At 38.3% G+C, this 18719-nt stretch carries 16 protein-coding genes; 7 read left to right on the forward strand and 9 right to left on the reverse strand.

Annotated elements, in window-relative coordinates:
* Window positions 1-18: 18 nt before the first annotated feature.
* Window positions 19-2358: a glycoside hydrolase family 3 C-terminal domain-containing protein gene (locus B045_RS0102475; protein WP_018462689.1), complete on the reverse strand. Its 2340-nt coding sequence runs from the start codon at window positions 2356-2358 to the stop codon at window positions 19-21.
* A gap of 356 nt (window positions 2359-2714) precedes the next feature.
* Between B045_RS0102475 and B045_RS0102480 the strand changes: the two genes are divergently transcribed.
* The 3 genes from B045_RS0102480 to B045_RS0102485 all read left to right on the forward strand — a co-directional run bounded on the left by B045_RS0102480 (window position 2715) and on the right by B045_RS0102485 (window position 3773).
* Window positions 2715-3053 carry a CD225/dispanin family protein gene (locus B045_RS0102480; RefSeq protein ID WP_018462690.1) on the forward strand — a complete coding sequence of 113 codons (339 nt, stop codon included), beginning with the start codon at window positions 2715-2717 and terminating at the stop codon, window positions 3051-3053.
* A 96-nt stretch (window positions 3054-3149) separates the two neighbouring features.
* Window positions 3150-3437 carry a DUF2752 domain-containing protein gene (locus B045_RS14175; protein ID WP_018462691.1) on the forward strand — a complete coding sequence of 96 codons (288 nt, stop codon included), beginning with the start codon at window positions 3150-3152 and terminating at the stop codon, window positions 3435-3437.
* A gap of 6 nt (window positions 3438-3443) precedes the next feature.
* Window positions 3444-3773: a TM2 domain-containing protein gene (locus tag B045_RS0102485; protein WP_018462692.1), complete on the forward strand. Its 330-nt coding sequence runs from the start codon at window positions 3444-3446 to the stop codon at window positions 3771-3773.
* Between the two features lie 1011 nt (window positions 3774-4784).
* Here the strand turns inward: B045_RS0102485 and B045_RS0102495 are convergent.
* Window positions 4785-5177, reverse strand: coding sequence for a hypothetical protein (locus B045_RS0102495; protein ID WP_018462694.1), 393 nt, complete (start codon window positions 5175-5177; stop codon window positions 4785-4787).
* A gap of 118 nt (window positions 5178-5295) precedes the next feature.
* Here B045_RS0102495 and gpmI point away from each other — a divergent pair, with 118 nt between their 5' ends.
* From gpmI to B045_RS0102510, 3 genes are read left to right on the forward strand one after another with little or no spacing between them, the layout of a single operon-like run.
* Entirely contained in the window at window positions 5296-6819 is a 1524-nt protein-coding gene (gpmI, locus tag B045_RS0102500; protein ID WP_018462695.1) for a 2,3-bisphosphoglycerate-independent phosphoglycerate mutase, read from the forward strand.
* Window positions 6820-6823: 4 nt separating this feature from the next.
* On the forward strand, window positions 6824-7489 hold the full coding sequence (ung, locus tag B045_RS0102505; protein ID WP_025882839.1) for a uracil-DNA glycosylase: 666 nt from the start codon (window positions 6824-6826) through the stop codon (window positions 7487-7489).
* A 33-nt stretch (window positions 7490-7522) separates the two neighbouring features.
* Window positions 7523-8110 (forward strand): DUF3109 family protein, encoded by a 588-nt coding sequence (locus B045_RS0102510; RefSeq protein WP_018462697.1) that lies wholly within the window; start codon window positions 7523-7525, stop codon window positions 8108-8110.
* Window positions 8111-8122: 12 nt separating this feature from the next.
* Here B045_RS0102510 and B045_RS0102515 read toward each other — a convergent pair whose 3' ends face one another.
* The 5 genes from B045_RS0102515 to rpsT all read right to left on the reverse strand — a co-directional run bounded on the left by B045_RS0102515 (window position 8123) and on the right by rpsT (window position 14847).
* Window positions 8123-8998, reverse strand: coding sequence for a helix-turn-helix domain-containing protein (locus B045_RS0102515; protein ID WP_018462698.1), 876 nt, complete (start codon window positions 8996-8998; stop codon window positions 8123-8125).
* Window positions 8999-9057: 59 nt separating this feature from the next.
* Window positions 9058-9981 carry a hypothetical protein gene (locus tag B045_RS0102520; RefSeq protein ID WP_018462699.1) on the reverse strand — a complete coding sequence of 308 codons (924 nt, stop codon included), beginning with the start codon at window positions 9979-9981 and terminating at the stop codon, window positions 9058-9060.
* On the reverse strand, window positions 9981-12338 hold the full coding sequence (locus B045_RS0102525) for a glycoside hydrolase family 95 protein (RefSeq protein ID WP_018462700.1): 2358 nt from the start codon (window positions 12336-12338) through the stop codon (window positions 9981-9983). Before B045_RS0102525 ends, B045_RS0102520 begins: the two co-directional genes overlap by 1 nt.
* Before the next feature lie 69 nt (window positions 12339-12407).
* Entirely contained in the window at window positions 12408-14378 is a 1971-nt protein-coding gene (gene gyrB / locus B045_RS0102530; protein ID WP_018462701.1) for a DNA topoisomerase (ATP-hydrolyzing) subunit B, read from the reverse strand.
* Between the two features lie 214 nt (window positions 14379-14592).
* Window positions 14593-14847 (reverse strand): 30S ribosomal protein S20, encoded by a 255-nt coding sequence (gene rpsT, locus B045_RS0102535; protein ID WP_018462702.1) that lies wholly within the window; start codon window positions 14845-14847, stop codon window positions 14593-14595.
* Window positions 14848-15093: 246 nt separating this feature from the next.
* On the opposite strand from rpsT, the gene recO reads away from it, so the two are divergent.
* Entirely contained in the window at window positions 15094-15819 is a 726-nt protein-coding gene (recO, locus tag B045_RS0102540) for a DNA repair protein RecO (RefSeq protein ID WP_018462703.1), read from the forward strand.
* A gap of 76 nt (window positions 15820-15895) precedes the next feature.
* Here the strand turns inward: recO and ftsZ are convergent, their stop codons facing one another.
* Window positions 15896-17227 (reverse strand): cell division protein FtsZ, encoded by a 1332-nt coding sequence (gene ftsZ, locus B045_RS0102545; protein ID WP_018462704.1) that lies wholly within the window; start codon window positions 17225-17227, stop codon window positions 15896-15898.
* 46 nt (window positions 17228-17273) lie between these two features.
* Entirely contained in the window at window positions 17274-18719 is a 1446-nt protein-coding gene (ftsA, locus tag B045_RS0102550) for a cell division protein FtsA (protein WP_018462705.1), read from the reverse strand.

Raw genomic sequence — 18719 nt, forward strand, 5'->3', positions numbered from 1 at the left:
CGAAATACCTTTCCTAATTTATTGATGTAGTAGATTGAGCTTGTATTGAGGTTTCAATGCATTGCTCACTTTCTCTGTATATTCTTTTATGTTAAGTTTAGCCTGTCCTTTTATGTCTTCAACGTTTGCGCCAACCTTGAACGTATAAACTCCGGCATCAACTTTCCATTGACTTTCTGCTTCGTCAAAACTAGCAAGGTCTCGCTTGTTAATCGTCATCTTTAAAGTTTGGCTTTGTCCAGCCTTAAGCAAATCTGTTTTGGCAAAAGCTTTTAACTCTTTTGCTGGTTTTTCGTAGCTGCCTTTTGCTGCTGCAACATAAACCTGAGCAACTTCCTTGCCGGCAACCTTGCCTGTGTTCTTTATGCTTATAGACACTTCAATCTGATTGCCATGCTCCTTAACGCTAGGTTTGCCATATTCAAAAGTTGTGTAGCTAAGTCCGTAACCGAATGGATAAGCCACCTTTTTTCCGAATGTGTCGAAATATCTGTAACCTACGTATATATCCTCGTCATGATTTGTGTAGTCTACGCCTTGCATTCTTCCGCTGGTAATCTTGTCAGTAAGGTTATAATAGTCTGGATTCTGCGGAAAGTTTTTTGTTGAAGGAACGTCTGTTACGCTTATAGGCCATGTCATCGTTAAGTGTCCTGAAGGATTAGCTTTACCAGTCAGTACGTCAACTACGCTATTACCACCTTCTTCTCCAGGTTGCCATGCTACAAGAATTGCATCAGCACGGTCACGCCATGAAGCTGTCTCCATTACGCTTCCTGAGTTTATTATAATTATAACAGGCTTTCCTGCTGCGTGGAATGCATCGCTTACTCTCGAAATCATGCTCTTTTCGTTATCTGTAAGGTTGAATTCTCCGTCAATCTGTCTGTCTATTCCTTCGCCAGCTTGTCTTGCTATCGTTATGATAGCAGCGTCAGCATCTTTTATTTCGTGTTCTATGCAACGTTTCGTAATCTCAATCTCGTCAAGTTTAGGCTGTCCCTGGTTTAGAAACCACATTTCAGGGTTTTTGTCAGCCTTCAGTTTGGCAGTTGCGTATTTCACATAGTTCTGATAAATCTCAGTAAGCTGTGGTGTTGTACCCACTCCGGCATTTTTAAGTCCATTAAGCATATCCACAACATAAGGAACGTTAACACATCCTGAGCCAAGACCACAGCTTAAAAAGTCGTAAGAGTTTACGCCGAAAAGAGCAACATTCTTAATATTTTTGATAGGCAATGTATTGTTATCATTCTTCAGTAATACCATTCCTTCTGTTGAGGCTTGACGAGTAATCTGCGCATGAGCTTCAAGATCGGGTTTGTTAGAGTATTTATAGCCATTAAATCTAGGAGTCTTGACAATATATTCCAACATGTTTTTCACGCATTTGTCAACGTCATTGATGTCAAGATTACCAGTTTTTACAGCATTTACGATATCCTCTACCTGTGCAGGATAGCCAGGCATCATAAGGTCGTTGCCAGCAGCTACTTCGCTTTCTATTGGTAGGTCTTTACGCTTGCCAATCCAGTCTGTCATCACAATGCCTTTAAATCCCCAATCATTGCGGAGCACGTTGGTAAGCAATCCTTTATTTCCTTGTGCATATAAACCATTAATCTTGTTATATGAAGACATCACAGTCCACGGATTACTTTTGCGCACCATCATTTCAAAGCCTTTTAGATATAGTTCACGCAGCGCACGTTGAGAAACTCTTTCGTCAACACGTGTACGGTCGCTCTCTTGGGAGTTGACAGCAAAATGCTTTGCACTTACGCCTACACCTTGACTCTGTATACCATTAACCATAGCTGTGCCAATAGTGCCTGTCACGATAGGGTCTTCACTATAATATTCAAAGTTACGTCCGCATAGTGGGCTTCTGTGTAAGTTCATTCCTGGTCCAAGAATAACGTCAACGCCATATTCAAGAGCCTCGTTACCCATAGCTTTACCAACATTATAGACAAGCGACGTATTCCACGTTGAAGCTAGGCAAGTGCCAACAGGAAATCCTGTTGCATAAAAAGTTTCATTAGTGCCTTCACGATGTGAGTCAATGTGAACTCCGGCAGGTCCGTCAGCAACTACAGTTGCAGGAATGCCAAGTCTGGGTATGGCAACGGTAATTCCAGCAGCTCCCGCGACAATTTTTTTCTGATGACCAAGCATAGAGCCAGATCCAACGAAACCATCGTTGCCTCCACCAACAAGCAGTTGGGCTTTTTCTTCAAGAGTCATTGCCTTAATCACGCTATCAATGTTCTTTGCATTGAGTTGTGGTGCATTTTGTGCAATCATTGTTGTTGATAATAATAAGGCTGTGCAGCCTATAATGATTTTTTTCATTTTAAGGTATTTTGTTGTTTAGCAGTGCAAATATAGCATTATTTATTTCATATTCCAAATTTGAATATGTGATTTGTGAGCATTATAACCAATGATACATATATTGTTAACAGATGCGGCATTAGTGATAAAATTCAAGTTAACATATGAACAAACAATAAAAGATAATATAGTATTATTTTTTACGCTTGTATTACAAATGTTATTACTTTTTTCTACTCTACATGTGTTTTGTTAAATATTTACTATATTATTATTGGTAGTGTTAATTAATTTATTTATATTTGCAACTACTTAATATTTAATATGTAGTAATAATAGTATACTTATTCTTTAACTACTAAATAATTAATAATATGGAACAAAATTTTGAATCACACGAACAGGTAGTCAATCAGGCTACAGATAAGACCACTGAACATGAAAATGCACAGAAAACTATAATGATGAAACCTAATGATAATATGCTGTTGGCTATTCTAACAACAGTATGTTGTTGTCTGCCTTTTGGTATTGTTGCTATAATTAAGGCAAGTCAGGTAAATAGTCTTTTTGCAATGAAACAATATGCAGCAGCACAGGTATCTGCAGAAGAGGCAAAAAAATGGAGCTATATTGGCATAGGATTAGGATTGGTTTTTGGTATCATATACCTTTTTATAGGCTTTGCTCGCGTATTTTCCAACAATTTATAATACGTTCATAAGTTGAGGCGTTTTGGTATAATAATAATCATTCTTGCTGTTGTTGCGTTGAGTCTATTTTTTCTCAATCCTTGTAGCTATTGGTTTATGCCTAAATGTCCTTTTAAGTTGATTACTGGGCTTAGTTGTCCTGGTTGTGGAATACAGCGTTTTATATATGCCTTGCTACATGGATATTGGCATGAAGCGATAGCTTATAATTACTATTTAGCCTATTCGTTGCCTTATGCCTCTCTGTTTGTCATAGCATGGATAATGCCACAAGGAAATGCTAAAGAAAGATTGTCTAATATCATCGAGAATAAATACTTAGTGTGGTTTTATATCATAACTTTCTTTCTATGGCTCATCATTAGAAACATTTTGAAAATATAATAATATATGGAAAAAAACCAAAAAGAACAGTTAATGGCAATTTATGGCAATAAACTCCCTGTTGCTAACTTTTGTGAAGTGAATGAAAAATTTGACGCATTGGATTATAATGCCGCTTGTATATATCTAGCCCAGATGAAAGATCCAACTCTGGCTTTGATATTGTCAATTCTTGTCGGTGCCTATGGCGTAGACAGAATATATCTTGGCGATGTTGGCCTTGGAATTTTAAAACTCTTGACATGTGGAGGTTTGGGCATCTGGTGGATTATCGACTTGTTTTTTATTAGCGATCTTATCAGGCAAAAGAATTATCAAACGCTGATGATGATGTAATTCTTTTTCTCTATATTCGTTACTCTTTCGTTACGCAGAAACTTCTTTAAAAGGGGGGCAAAGTAACGGAGTAACGAATGTTTTTTTAAACTTTGGTTCTTCGACAATTTTGGTGGCTCAATGAATACAACACTTCGTTAAATATTGACTTCCTATTTGTCAATAATTGGCTGCCTATAGAAAGTAAACGCAGTAAGAGTAAAGCGAAGTTTAGAATGTAAGTGTATTTCTTATTACATGTATGTAACTTGAAAATGCAATTACTACAGAAGTCTTGAAAACATACGAATATCCTCCACGTATAACATAAGCGTTTGATATATAAATAATTAAAGGTGGAAGATATCCTCCATTATCCTCCACGTTTTTGTAAACTATTAAGAAATAGGAAGCTGCTATCATGCATAAATCAGAATTATTAAGGACAATGCGTGTTTGAAATATGTTTGCATTTATGATATATTATACATGATAGCATGTTGAACAATTCAATTACACAACGTGTGTAATTGAATTACTCACGCTATGTAACACGGTTACACACGTTGTGTAATCGTGTTACATACGTTGTGTAATAGGATTGCACACATGCTGATGCAATCGAATTACACGCATACTGATGTAATAGGATTGCACACGTGTTGATGTAATTGGGTTACCCAAAAGGTTTTTAAATTTAGGTAAACGTTTGTGCATGCATCTTAAAAGCTATTTTCATACTTTCAAATTGATTCTTTCATATTTGTTATTTGTATGTAGTAGCTCTTTGAATTATCCATGCTATTTAGGCAGTCTATCTTTATGTTTGATAAAACTCAATCTGTGTAATATATAATGGTGTAAATAGCATATTTGGTGAAAATTCGCCAAAAACAGGTATGATTTCCAATTTAATGTCACTTTTGGGCCTATAATGTCACTTAATGTCACTCGTTCATCCCTTATAAACAAAGGGTTTGTGACAAAGTGACATTAGTGACATTGAAAAAACTTTTTCTTGTAGATCGAATGTTAGCTGTTAACTTTCTGACTAATAATAAAGTTCATTTTGTTTCTGCGGTCAAACGAAAATGTTCCGCTATTGTGCTCAAGATAGTCAAACAATTGATAAGCTTTGTCAAGAAGCATGTCTGATTCAGGCTTAGAAAACATGCGTGCCTCGTTGTAGCATAGTTCGGCGAGCATCTCAATTTTGCCAATTCTGTGCTCTTCGTCAATTCCTGCAAGTGCTTCGAGAGCCTCTTCAACAGTTGCCGTGTGATAAAAAGAATACGGGCCAACGTATTTATCGTACAAGGTTTGTATCTCCTTGCGTCTTTCTTCAATTTCAGGCTTTTCCAACATTCTTTCAAGTGCAGCCATAAACTCTTGAATAAGGCGCATGATGTAATCTCTTTCTAACATAGATAATATTAATTATAATTTTGTTTTCGGCTGCAAATATATGAAATATATTTTTGGTAATTCACACCTTATTCGTATTTTTGCATTTGGAATTCGAATTTTAAGATTATTATATTTTATGGCAAAGAAAGCTTTATTGATGATTCTCGATGGATGGGGAATCGGCAAACATGGTAAGGGAGATGTTATTTATAATACTCCAACTCCTTATCTTGATTATCTTACAGCAGTGTCTGCACACTCTGAATTGCAGACTTCAGGTGAAGATGTTGGTCTGCCAGAGGGACAGATGGGTAACTCAGAAGTAGGTCACCTTAACATTGGCGCAGGCCGTGTGGTTTATCAGGATCTTGTTAAGATTAACAAGGCTTGCCAGACTGGTGATATTCTAAAGAATCAGGAAATTATCAATGCATATAGTTACGCACAGAAGACAGGTAAGAAACTTCATTTGATGGGCCTTACTAGTTCTGGTGGTGTACATTCTTCTCTTGATCATCTTTATAAATTGATTGAGATTGGTAAGGAATACAATCTGAAAGACGTATATGTTCACTGTTTTATGGATGGTCGTGATACTGATCCAAAGAGCGGTAAAGGATTTATCGAGCAGATTGATAATTGCTGTAAAAACAATGGCGCTCACATCGCAAGTGTTATTGGTCGTTTCTATGCTATGGACCGTGATAAGCGTTGGAACCGTGTGAAAGAGGCTTATGACTTGCTAGTAAAAGGTGAGGGTAAGCAGTCTGACGATATGGTTAAGGCTATGCAGGAAAGTTATGACGATGGCGTAACTGACGAGTTTATCAAGGCTATCAATAATTCTAAGGTTGACGGAACTATCAGCGATGGTGATGTTGTTATCTTCATCAACTACCGTAACGACCGTGCTAAGGAGTTAACACAGGTTCTTACTCAGCAGGATATGCCTGAAGAGGGTATGCAGACCGTAAAGAACTTGCAGTATTATTGCATGACTCCTTATGACTCAAGTTTCAAGGGTGTTCACATTTTGTTCCCTAAGGAAAATGTTGAGGATACTCTTGGTGAATATCTTTCTAAAAGCGGTAAGAAGCAACTTCACACTGCTGAGACAGAAAAGTACGCTCATGTAACATTCTTCTTTAATGGCGGTCGCGAGACTCCATACGAGGGCGAGGACAGAATCTTGGTTCCTTCTCCAAAGGTTGCTACCTATGACTTGAAACCAGAAATGAGTGCTTTTGAGGTTAAAGATAAATTGGTTGCTGCTATCAATGAGAGCAAGTATGACTTTATTGTTGTTAACTTCGCAAATGGTGATATGGTCGGTCACACTGGTATATACAATGCTATTGCTAAGGCTGTATGGGCTGTAGACAACTGTGTGAAAGAGGTTATTGAGGCTGCGAAGGTTAATGACTATGAAGCTGTGATTATCGCAGACCATGGTAATGCCGATAATGCAATTAACGAGGATGGTACTCCTAATACAGCACACTCACTGAACCCTGTTCCTTTTATCTATGTTACAGACAATAATTCTGCAACTGTAAAGGATGGTCGTCTTGCTGACGTAGCTCCTTCTATTCTGCACATAATGGGAATGGAACAGCCTTCAGATATGACAGGTGAGAATCTTATCTCAGACAATAAGTAATATGATGGACGTAAAGATTGAAGATAGTTGGAGAAAGTATCTTGGTGCAGAGTTTGACAAGCAATATTTTGTGAATCTCACATCATTGGTACGTGATGAATATCTGCATGGGGAATGTTATCCTCCAGGACATCTTATATTCAATGCTTTCAATCTTTGTCCATTTGATAAAGTGAAGGTGGTAATAATAGGTCAGGATCCTTATCATGAACCTGGACAAGCTATGGGACTGAGTTTCTCTGTTCCAGAAAACATTGTTATGCCACCTTCACTTATTAATATTTTCAAGGAAATCCAGATGGATCTTGGAAAGCCAATGCCAAAAAGTGGTGATTTGACAAGGTGGGCAGATCAAGGGGTGTTGTTACTTAATGCAACGCTAACAGTAAGAGCTCACATGGCAAATAGTCATCAGCGATTAGGTTGGACAGAATTTACGGATGCTGCTATAAAGGCTTTGAGTGACAATCGTGAAGGATTGGTGTTTATGCTTTGGGGTGGTTTTGCGCGCGGTAAGAAATATCTTATAGATAGTAGCAAGCATCTTGTGCTTGAATGTGTGCACCCTTCTCCTTTATCAGCTAATCGTGGTGGATGGTTTGGTAACCATCAATTTTCAAAATGCAATGAATATCTATTAGGTAGGGGAGAGAACCCCGTGGAATGGTGATATTCGCAAATATTAGGATAACAGTTTAAATCGATGGATGATTTACATATAATTCAGGTGGGAAACGTGTTGGTTTCTCCAGATATTTTTACAGAAAAATTTTGTTGTGATCTTGACAAATGTAAAGGTCAATGCTGCGTTGAAGGAGATGCTGGTGCTCCAGTGACTCTTGATGAAATAGGTGGTATTGAGGATTCTTTAGATACTATTTGGACAGACATGAGTGCGTCAGCACAGGCTATCGTAGATAAACAGGGCGTTGCTTATGTTGATCAGGAAGGAGACTTGGTGACAAGTATTGTCAATGGAAAGGACTGTGTTTTTACATGCTACGAGAATGGATGCTGTTTATGTGCTTTGGAAAGAGCTTATCGTGCTAAAAAAACAGATTTTGTGAAGCCTATATCATGTGCGCTTTATCCTATAAGAGTGAAGGCATTTAATAATGATACATTCGGAATTAATTATAACCGTTGGGATGTTTGCAAGGATGCAGTGATAAAAGGTAAAGAGTTAAATCTTCCAGTATATAAGTTTCTTGAAGGCCCATTAACACGTCGCTTTGGTGTTGAGTGGTATAAGGAACTATGTGAAGTTGCAGAACAGTTGAAAAAGATGTAGCTGATAATTTTATCAGCTACGCCTGTATTCTGTGGGGGACATGCCTACGTGTTCCTTGAAAAATTTGCCAAGAAAACTTTGGTTAGGGAAATTTAGAATCTGGGATATTTCCTTAATACTTTTTGATGTGTTCTTAAGAAGAACTCGTATTTCCAGAGTTACATAATAATCTATCCACTCGTTTGGAGTCCGATGACTTATGGACTTAACGGTTTCTGAAAGATATTTAGCGGTGATATTTAGTTTGGTAGCATACCAACTTACACGTCGTTCGTTTCTAAAATTATTTTCTACAAGGTTTATATATTCAAAGAATATATTTTCTCCTCGTGAAAGCTTACGTCCATCGTTATTCTGTATGCGGTAAATTGTGTTGCTGACATCATAAATCATAGTCTGTAATAATGACTTAACGGTTTCCGTGCGGAAATGATGATCCTGGTGGTCTACCTTTTCCTTCAGCAAACTATAGTATTTCTGAAGCATATCTGACTCATCATCATGAAGTCCGCAGACAGGATGGTTCTTTGAAAACAGAAAGAGTGAGGAAAGTTCATGGATGTTTGAAATAGTCTCTCTGAAAAATTTGTCAGAAACAAGTATTCCTATACCATCACAGTCAGGACTAAGTTGATAGTTGTTTGCAACTTGTCCAGGACTGACTATCATCATATCATTTGGTTGGACAACGTTTTCTAAAGTATCTACGGTGTATTTGGCTTTGCCTTTTGTGCACAATGCTATTAACAGACATCCCATCCTTTTGGGTTCGTCCGGGAATGGCAAATCTGCTAAGGAATCAATAAGCAGTAAGTCTTCATCAATGTGACTGCTTACGTGCAATTCCAATGTTGATGCTATCGTAATTTCTTTACCTAATGAACTCATTTTACAAAGGTAATGTAAATAAAGTAATTTTTAGCTATTTCTTATTTAAAAATATTGCATTAATATAACCAATTAGAATGAAAATAGGTACTTATTTCTATTCCTTCCACATTCTGTATCTGACTTTTTCTGAATTTTCTGTCACCACAGATAATAACGTAATCGCAATATTTATCTGTGAATTTTCTGTATGCCTGTTCATCAACTTCTCCATTGCATATATATTTGAGTCCTCCGATATCTAATTTTTCGCCTTTCTTTGCTCCACGTAGCGTTATGCGCACGTAGCCTTGAAATGCAGGATCGAAACGATATTCAACGGAATCTCTGCTAATCCGATGATATTTTGGACGTGTTATTTTCGTGACATGTCGAGAGTTGTAAAACGATGTGTAATCTAAAATCGAACTTGTTATATCATTGCATCGCGGTTTTGCGCTTATCCAACATGCTGGTTCATATTCAGAAGAATTCCAAACAGCATCATTTGATGGTGAAATAAATTCTTCTTTACCATCAGTTGTTAATGAAATATTTGCTTTTCTGCAGAGCCATTCGTTATTAGCATTGTAGGAAAACTGTTCGCCATTTGACATTGCTCCGTAATAGTTGAGAGAGATTTGTTGAGGCTGAACGTGAGGATATGAAGGACTGTACCATACGGCTATTGTATTGCTGTCAGGGCGAAGATATCTTGTCACATTGAATGTCATGCTTATAGGTGTGTCACTTTCGCCACATGTACGGTAGGGTAGCCGTGTGTCTGTCGATACATTATATCCGTTTACACAGAGCTCAATTTGCCCTGTTGTCGTTATACTGATGTTGGCTAATTCAGGGCGTTGATTATTTATATATGTCTGCCTGAACCAAATCTGTGATGTAGAGTCAACTTCTGGGTATGATATCCATTCTGGCATAAGAGTTTGTGCACTTATGCCATAGGATATCATTGAAAGCAGACCTATCATTATTTCTCTCATTAGATTTCCTTCTTCTTTCCCTTGCTTAGTGTAATGGTCTTTACTTTATTATTGTATATTACTTTAACTGTACCGCCGACAGTGCTTAATATCTCTGCATGGATAATCTTCCGATTTTTCCATTCCATATTTACAATATATCCACCTCTGGCTTTAAGTCCTTTTATTGAACCAGTCTTCCATGCGGAAGGACATGCAGGAAGAAGTTGTATGGTGTTGCCGTCACTTTGCATCAACATTTCACAAACTCCTGCTGTTCCACCAAAGTTGCCGTCAATCTGGAAAGGTGGATGTGCATCAAAGAGGTTTGGATATGTTCCTCCGCTGTGTTTGCGATCAGCACCCTTATAATTGTCTGGACTTACATAGGTAAGTAGTTTCTGGAATATATGATAAGCCATATCCGCACGATGGAGGCGTGCCCATAGATTAATTCTCCAGCCTGTACTCCAACCTGTTGTCTTGTCGCCTTTTATTTCTAAAGTGCGTGTTGCCGCTTTTGCAAGTTCAGGAGTGGTAGCAACTGTTATCTGATGTCCTGGATATAAACCAATGAGGTGGCTTTGATGACGGTGCTGAAAATCATAATCGTCCCAATCATAATACCATTCGTTGATATCTCCCATGTGTCCTACGGTGTATGGATGCAGGCGTTTGATAGTCGATGTAAGAGAATCTTGATATGATTTGTCGGTATTAAGTGCCTGTGCAGCCTTTAGAGTGTTCGTGAGAAGTTCACGTATAATAGCAAGATCGGCTGTACCTCCATAGCATGTAGTACCATGATATCCTTTATCGTTTACGTATTCATTTTCAGGACTTGTGCTTGGTGCGGTAATCAGTTCACCTTTCTTTTTGGGGTTTTCAATTAGCCATTTCAGCATAAAGTCACTTGCTCCCTTCATCAATGGATAGGCTGTGTCATGTAGGTATTTCTTATCTCTATTGAAGTCATAGTGTTCCCAAAGTGTGTTTACGAGCCATGCTCCTCCCATATTCCAATTGCTCCATTCTGGACTTTCCTGCTTTTCTCCAACAGGATTAGACATAGCCCATATATCTGAATTATGACTTGAACACCATCCTTGGTTTATGCCATAATAGTGTTCAGCGGTATATTTACCAGTCTTTGCCAATGATGAAATGAAACCGTCTAATGGCATTACCATTTCAGATAAATTTGCTTCTTCTGCATGCCAATAGTTTTCCTCAAGGTTTATGTTTACGGTATAGTTTCCACGCCAAGGGGAAAATTTATGCGGTGTCCAAAGACCTTGTAGGTTGGCTGGTACGGAAGGTGTGCGTGAACTGCTGATAAGCAGGTAGCGACCATATTGGAAGTATAGTGTTTCTAGATATTTGTTGTTTCCACCATTGGCAGTATAGTCTTTCAACTGTTGCTCAGTAGTTCTTTTGTTATCGTATTTAGCTCCGTTAAGGTTGAGTGAAAGTCTACTGTAAATCTTTCTGTAGTCAGAAATATGGCGTTCGCGGAACTGCTGATATGTATAGTTTATTGTATGCCAGATATCATTCGTGGCGTTTTCAATATAATCTGCTCCTTCGTTTACAGGATGTTTATCGAAGCCGTTAAAACTAGTCTCGTTTACAAAATATAATGTTGCTTCGTCTGCATTGATAATCTGGAGAGTAGAATCTGTAACTTCAATTTTTCCACCTTTATTGTCTGCTTTAAGGATTGAGCAGAAATGGATACTCTCTTTTGGATCACCGATAGCATTTCCAAGCATCGTTATCTGCTTGTCTGAGGCTTTTACCTTGTGCGGTGTTTGTCCAGTTAGAAGGATTTCACAATTTATTGATGCTTTCTTGCTTGCGCTTAGATGAATGGCAATCAATTTATCTGGATTACTTGCGAAATATTCACGATAGAAATTTACGTCGCCACGAGTGTATTTTATCTTTGTGATTGCACTGTCTATGTCAAGTTCACGATAATAGTTTGATACGCTGCCCTTTGCGTAGTCATTTATCTTTAGAGTTGAAAGCGGTTGGTAGTTCTCTGAATTATGTCCCTGCACCATGTGTTGTAGTATGTCAGCTTCCTTGTAGTTCTCTTTAAACAACTCTTGGCGTATAAGCGGAATATATTTGTAGGCATCATCACCTTCATTAGGATTAACGGGTTTTCCTGTCCAAAAAGTTATATCGTTGAGATACAGTATGTCTTGGTCTGGATTACCATATACAAGTGCGCCAAGTTTACCATTACCAATTGGTAACGACTCTTCGAAATACTGCGCAGGAGAGTTATACCATAATCTCATAGGCAGTTGGCTGGCAGACACTGTTAGTGATAGTGCTATTACCAGGAATGTGAGTATATACTTTTTCATAATCGTGAATATTAATAAAAATCCCCCTCCTGCAGGAGGAGAGGGATTGAAATATTTTAAGTTTCGTTTTTATGCGTCAATATTTGCGTATGTAGCGTTCTGCTCGATAAATTCGCGGCGTGGTTCAACGTCGTCTCCCATTAACATAGAGAAAATTTCGTCTGCTTCAGCTGCATTCTGAATTGTAACCTGTTTTAGAAGGCGTGATGTAGGATTCATAGTTGTATCCCAAAGCTGATCAGGATTCATTTCACCTAAACCTTTGTAACGCTGTGTATGCAAAGCTTTGTCATCTTCTTTTCCTTCAACATATTTATCGATGAAAGCCTGACGTTGTTGCTCTGTGTAGCAATATTCGCTGACTTTTCTATAAGTACACTTATAGAGTGGAGGAGTAGCAATGTAAAGATGTCCGTCTTCAATGACTTTAGGCATAAATCGATAGAATAGCGTCATGATAAGAGTGTCGATGTGAGAACCATCGACATCGGCATCGGTCATGATTATGATCTTGTCGTAACGTAGTTTATCAATATTAGCTTCACGATCGTCCTCGCCTTCAACACCGAAACGAACTCCAATGCTCTGAATGATATTCATTACAGACTCAGCTTCGAATACTCTATGCCATTGAACTTTTTCGACATTAAGAATCTTACCGCGAAGAGGTAATATGGCTTGTGTGTAGCGGTCACGACCCTGTTTAGCTGAGCCACCGGCAGAATCACCCTCGACAAGGAATATTTCGCATTCGTGTGGATCTTTGTTTGAACAGTCTGCCAACTTACCAGGAAGTCCTCCTCCTCCCATAATGCTCTTGCGTTGTACGCTTTCACGAGCTTTACGGGCTGCGATACGTGCAGTGGCTGCAAGAACTACTTTCTCGCATATCTTTTTAGCCTCTATAGGGTGTTCTTCCAGATAGTTGGATAGAGCTTCGCCCACAGCCTGTTGAACTGCACCTGCAACTTCACTGTTACCAAGTTTTGTCTTTGTCTGACCTTCAAACTGAGGCTCAGCAACCTTTATCGATATAACAGCTGTAAGACCTTCACGGAAGTCTTCACCGGCAATCTCTATCTTCGCCTTTTCAATCTGCTTTGATATTGTTGAGTCAGAGTCTGCATAATTTTTCAACGTACGTGTGAGAGCAGCACGGAAACCAGTAAGGTGAGTACCGCCTTCAATAGTATTAATGTTGTTTACGTAGCTATGGATATTCTCAGAATAATCTGTGTTATACATAATAGCTACTTCGATAGGAACACCTTGCTTTTCGGTCTTAAGGAAGATTACATCATCAAAAAGATGCTGACGATGACGGTCTACGTAACGAACGAATTCCTTCAAACCGTCTTTGGCATGGAATACTTCCTGACGAGTCTTTCCTTCTTCGTCCTTGCGAAGATCAGTGAGGATGATTTTAATACCTGCATTAAGGTATGCAAGCTCACGCATACGACTCGCAACAAGATCCCATTTAAAAGTAGTTGTTGTGAATATTGTAGGATCTGGCCAGAACTGTTGGAATGTACCACGCTTATCAGTTTCACCAACAATTTTAACGGGATAAAGCGGCTTGCCTTTTTCGTATTCCTGTTGATATATATTTCCGTCGCGGAATACCTGTGAAAGCATGTGCATAGAGAGTGCGTTGACACAACTTACACCTACACCATGCAGACCACCGCTAACTTTATATGATCCTTTGTCAAACTTACCACCAGCATGCAATACTGTCATAACGACTTCGAGAGCAGACTTGTGAAGTTTCTTATGCTCATCAACTGGTATGCCGCGACCATTATCCTCTACGGAAACAGAACCGTCTTCGTTGATTGTTATTTCAACGTCTGTGCAATATCCAGCCATTGCCTCGTCAATAGAGTTGTCGACAGTTTCATTGATAAGGTGATGAAGACCTTTTTCACTGATGTCGCCAATATACATAGCTGGGCGCTTGCGTACAGCCTCAAGACCCTCGAGAACCTGAATATTCGAGGCTGAATAACTTGCCTCGTTGTTTTGATTTTCTGCCATTTCTTTGATTAGTAATATTTAGTTGCAAAGATACTAAAAAATAGACACAATACGAAACTTTTATACACTAAAATACTTAAAAAACGGTGTGTATTAATGCTAAAAATGCGTGTTTGAAATGATTTGTTTCTAAAGTTGATGTGTCAAAACGAAATAAAGGTCGTAATTTCCAAAGAAATTACGACCTTTATTGAAAAAACAAACAGGGTTAATGTTAACCTAGCTTGCTAATATACAGTGCTAAACCTGACTTGATGTTAGCAGCTTTGTTTGTGTGAATAATGTTAGCCTTAGCCAACTTATCCAACATCTTTTGTACAACTGGGTAGAGCTTAATTGCTTCATCCTTGTCAGAGAGTGCGCGAAGTTTGCGAACTGCGTTACGCATTGTCTTTGCATAATATTTATTGTGCAGAGTCTTTGTCTTTGTCTGACGGATTCTCTTTACTGATGATTTGTGATTTGCCATCTTAAATTATACTTTTTATTTTTACTTGTAGTCCCTAGCAGAGTCGAACTGCTCTTTAGAGAATGAAAATCTCTCGTCCTAACCGATAGACGAAGGGACCATGGCTTAAATTGCGGGTGCAAAGTTAGGACTTTTTCCCTAAACCTCCAAATATTTATAGGATTATTTTAAGAGAAAGTGATTTTTTTTGTATTTTTCTCTTTAAATTTTGTTTTTTCGGTCTTTTACATTAACTTTGAATAACCAATGATAATAAAGACTAGAGCCATAGTATTGCATTCTTTTAAATTCGGTGAGGACAAGATTATAGTAGACTTGTTTACCGAAGAGCATGGTCGCGTGTCTTTTGTTGCACCGATTTCATCATCAGCTAAGGCAAAGATAAAGAAACAATACTTTCAACCATTTTCAATTCTAGAGGTAGAATATGACTATAGACAAAAGCAAGGCTTGCAAAAATTTAAGTATGTAGGTATTGCTTCCCCATTTGTCTCAGTGCCATTTGATCAGTATAAAATGGTAATATCTCTATTTCTTGCAGAATTTACTTTTTATGCCATAAGAGGAGAACAGAAGAATACTCCTTTGTTTGGATATGTAATAAATAGTTTGAAATGGTTGGATAGTTGTAGTGAAGGTTTTACTAATTTTCATTTGGTTTACATGATCCATTTATTAAAGTTTATAGGTTTTTACCCTAATCTTGATGACTATGAGAAAGGCTTTTACTTTGATCTGCGGAGTGGCTGCTATATAAGTATGCCACCTTTTCATAAAGAATATTTGTCGGCTGATGACACATCGCTATTGTCGACCTTTTGCAGAATGGATTATTCAAACATGCATTTTTTTAAGATGTCACACATTGATAGAAATAGATTAGTTGATGTAGTACTTTCTTATTATAGGTTGCATGTGCCTAAGTTTCCTGAACTGAAATCGTATGATGTACTAAAAGAATTGTATAAATAGACATACAAATGTGATGAATAAAAAAGCAGCCATAATACTTGAGTATTAAGGCTGCTTTTTTATTTTCTATTTATTTTTATGCGAAACTAATTATACCTTGTGTAGGTTCTTGATTGCTCTTTTCTTCATTGTTGCTTGAAGGAGCACCTGATGCTTGATTACGTATCTCATCAAGCATTTGTCTTGTACGCTTGTAAGTTGGCGTATTCTCAACAGCAAGTATTACATCTTCGTTGTCAAGGTCTTCAGGACGGAAAAGGAATATATGTGGACGGCGTTTGTATTGATTATTTTTCCCTATGCTACCATAGTAATGTCCGCGTCTTTCTTCTTTTTCAGCCCTTCTTTCTTCCTCTTGTGCTATTCTGTCGGCTTCCTCCTGTGTGTGTTTTTTAAGATGGCCGTTCATGCCATCAACATCCTCTATGCCAAATCCGGTAGCGAGAATCGTAACCTTGACATTTTTTCCAAGTTCTGGGTCAATAGCTAGTCCCCATTTGATTTCAAAATCACTTCCGAATTTCGCCATGAAGTCGTTAACATCATTCATCTCCTCCATCATCAAACCTGAATTATCGTTCTTCTCATTACAGAAGTTGATACTAAGTAGGATTTTCTTAGAGTTGAATATATCATTATCATTAAGTAGTGGTGAATTGAGTGCATCTTCAATAGCTTTCTTGACTCTACCTTCTCCTTCTCCATAACCAGTACTCATGATAGCAACGCCACCTTCTTTCAATACTGTTTTCACATCATTGAAGTCAAGGTTTATTAAACCATGATTTGTTATGATTTCGGCAATACTCTTTGCTGCAATACTCAACGTATCGTCGGCTTTTCCGAATGCATCAAGGACAGTAAGGTCTGGATATATTTCCCGAAGTCTTTCATTATTGATTACAAGGAGTGCATCAACATGTTTTGACATTTCTTCAACACCATCTAAAGCTTGATCAATCTTTCTGTCACCTTCAAAGCGGAAAGGTATTGTAACAATACCGACTGTAAGTATGCCTAGTTCTTTTGAAACTCTTGCTATTACTGGAGCAGCACCTGTACCTGTACCACCGCCCATTCCAGCAGTGATAAAAGCCATTTTTGTGCCATCACTTAACATGTATTTCAGCTCTTCAATAGTTTCTTCAGCTGCTTGTCGAGCCTTTGCTGGCTTGTTTCCTGCACCAAGTCCCTCTTTTCCTAACTGCAAATGGACAGGGACAGGAGAGTCATTGAGTGCTTGATTATCAGTGTTGCATAGAACAAACGATACGTCGTGAATGCCTTCACGATACATGTGGTTTACAGCGTTACCGCCACCGCCACCAACACCAATAACTTTGATGATACTGTTTTCTTTCGGTTCACCGAAATCCAATATTGAAGGTTTGCTATTATTATCAGCCATGTTGTCTAATTTAAAATGTGAAACTTAAATTATTATCAGAAGAGAATTACTCGTCTTCAGATATCATCTTTTGGAAGAATCCTTTCAATCCCTTTATCGTCTTATGGATAGTACTGGCTTCTTTTTTCTTTTTACGCTCTTCTTCCAATTTTCTGGCTTTTATTTCAGCCTCAATTTCAGCTTCTCTCTTTTTCTTTTCTTCCTCTTCGGCCTTTATCTTTTCAGCTTCAGTTCTAACAACTCCACTTCCAGTTGTTTCTGTGAGTGTTCGAGGCTTATTGTGTATGTCGGCAGTAGTAATTGCAGGTTTGCTTTCAGTAGTGCTACTGAAAAGGTCTGCCTTGATTTCTGTTCCTGCACAGTTCATGTCGCCTTTAGCAAGAATACCGAGAATAGTATTCATTTTACCATCGTGAGCATTTATATCCTCATTTGTTGAATTGATAGTTAGAGATACAAATTTGGCATTTCTTATTTTGTCAATGCGGGTATGGTTCCGGAATGCCATTTCGATATTCTTCATATTCGAACCACCGCCCGTAAGGATTATTCCTCCCAACAGGTTGTTTGCATATTCAGCTGGAACCTGAAACCATACATTTTCAATAATTTCTTCGAGACGTGCTTCTACAATCTCAATGAACTTCCGGTTTTCAATCTGTCTATCTAAGTCAATAGGCAACATCAGATTGTTGTCTATGTCACCGTTGTCTGTGTATGCGCTGGCATATTTTATTTTCATCTTCTCTGCATCAGATTCTTCAATCTGTAAAGAAGCGATATCTTTTGTTATATTGTTTCCGCCAAGAGGGATGATTGCCAAGTGACGAAGTATGTTCTTATAGTAAACTGAAACGGTAGTGCTTTCTGCTCCAAGGTCTACAAGAACACAGCCAGATCTTTTTTCCGCCTCACTAAGTACACAGTCTGCTAGTACCATTGGGGCGAGATACATTTCGGCGATTGCGATGCCAGCCAGATCAAAACACTTGTTTAGATTACGGTAGAATGTCTTGTGCCAAAGAATATTAAGATAGTTACCTTCTAGTCTGTTGCACTGTATGCCAATAGGATCAAGTTGATATTGTTGGTCTACTTTGTATTCTTGTGTAGCAGCCTCAAGTATTTCCAGATCAGGATAACTCATGGCACGATTGGCATCCATGAGCTCGTTTACCATTTCTTGAGAAACGATTGTGTCTGCTGGTAGGTCTTTTACTATAACGTTTTTGACACTGCGTATGGATTGGCCTCCCACGCCAACATAAACATGTGCTATATCACTCTTAAGAATAGTCTTAAGTCTTGTTATGATATTGGTGAGACACTGTACGGTCTTATCTATGTTATAGACCACACCTTTGCGAATGCATTGTGTGGAATCTTCCTTGACAACAGCCAGCACCGTAATGCTGCCATCAAGGTTTTTCTTTCCAGCGATACCGGTAATCTTTGTTGATCCCAGTTCAATAGCAACGATAAATTCTGCCAT

Source organism: Segatella paludivivens DSM 17968 = JCM 13650 (assembly GCF_000373185.1).
Classification (GTDB): Bacteria; Bacteroidota; Bacteroidia; order Bacteroidales; family Bacteroidaceae; genus Prevotella; species Prevotella paludivivens.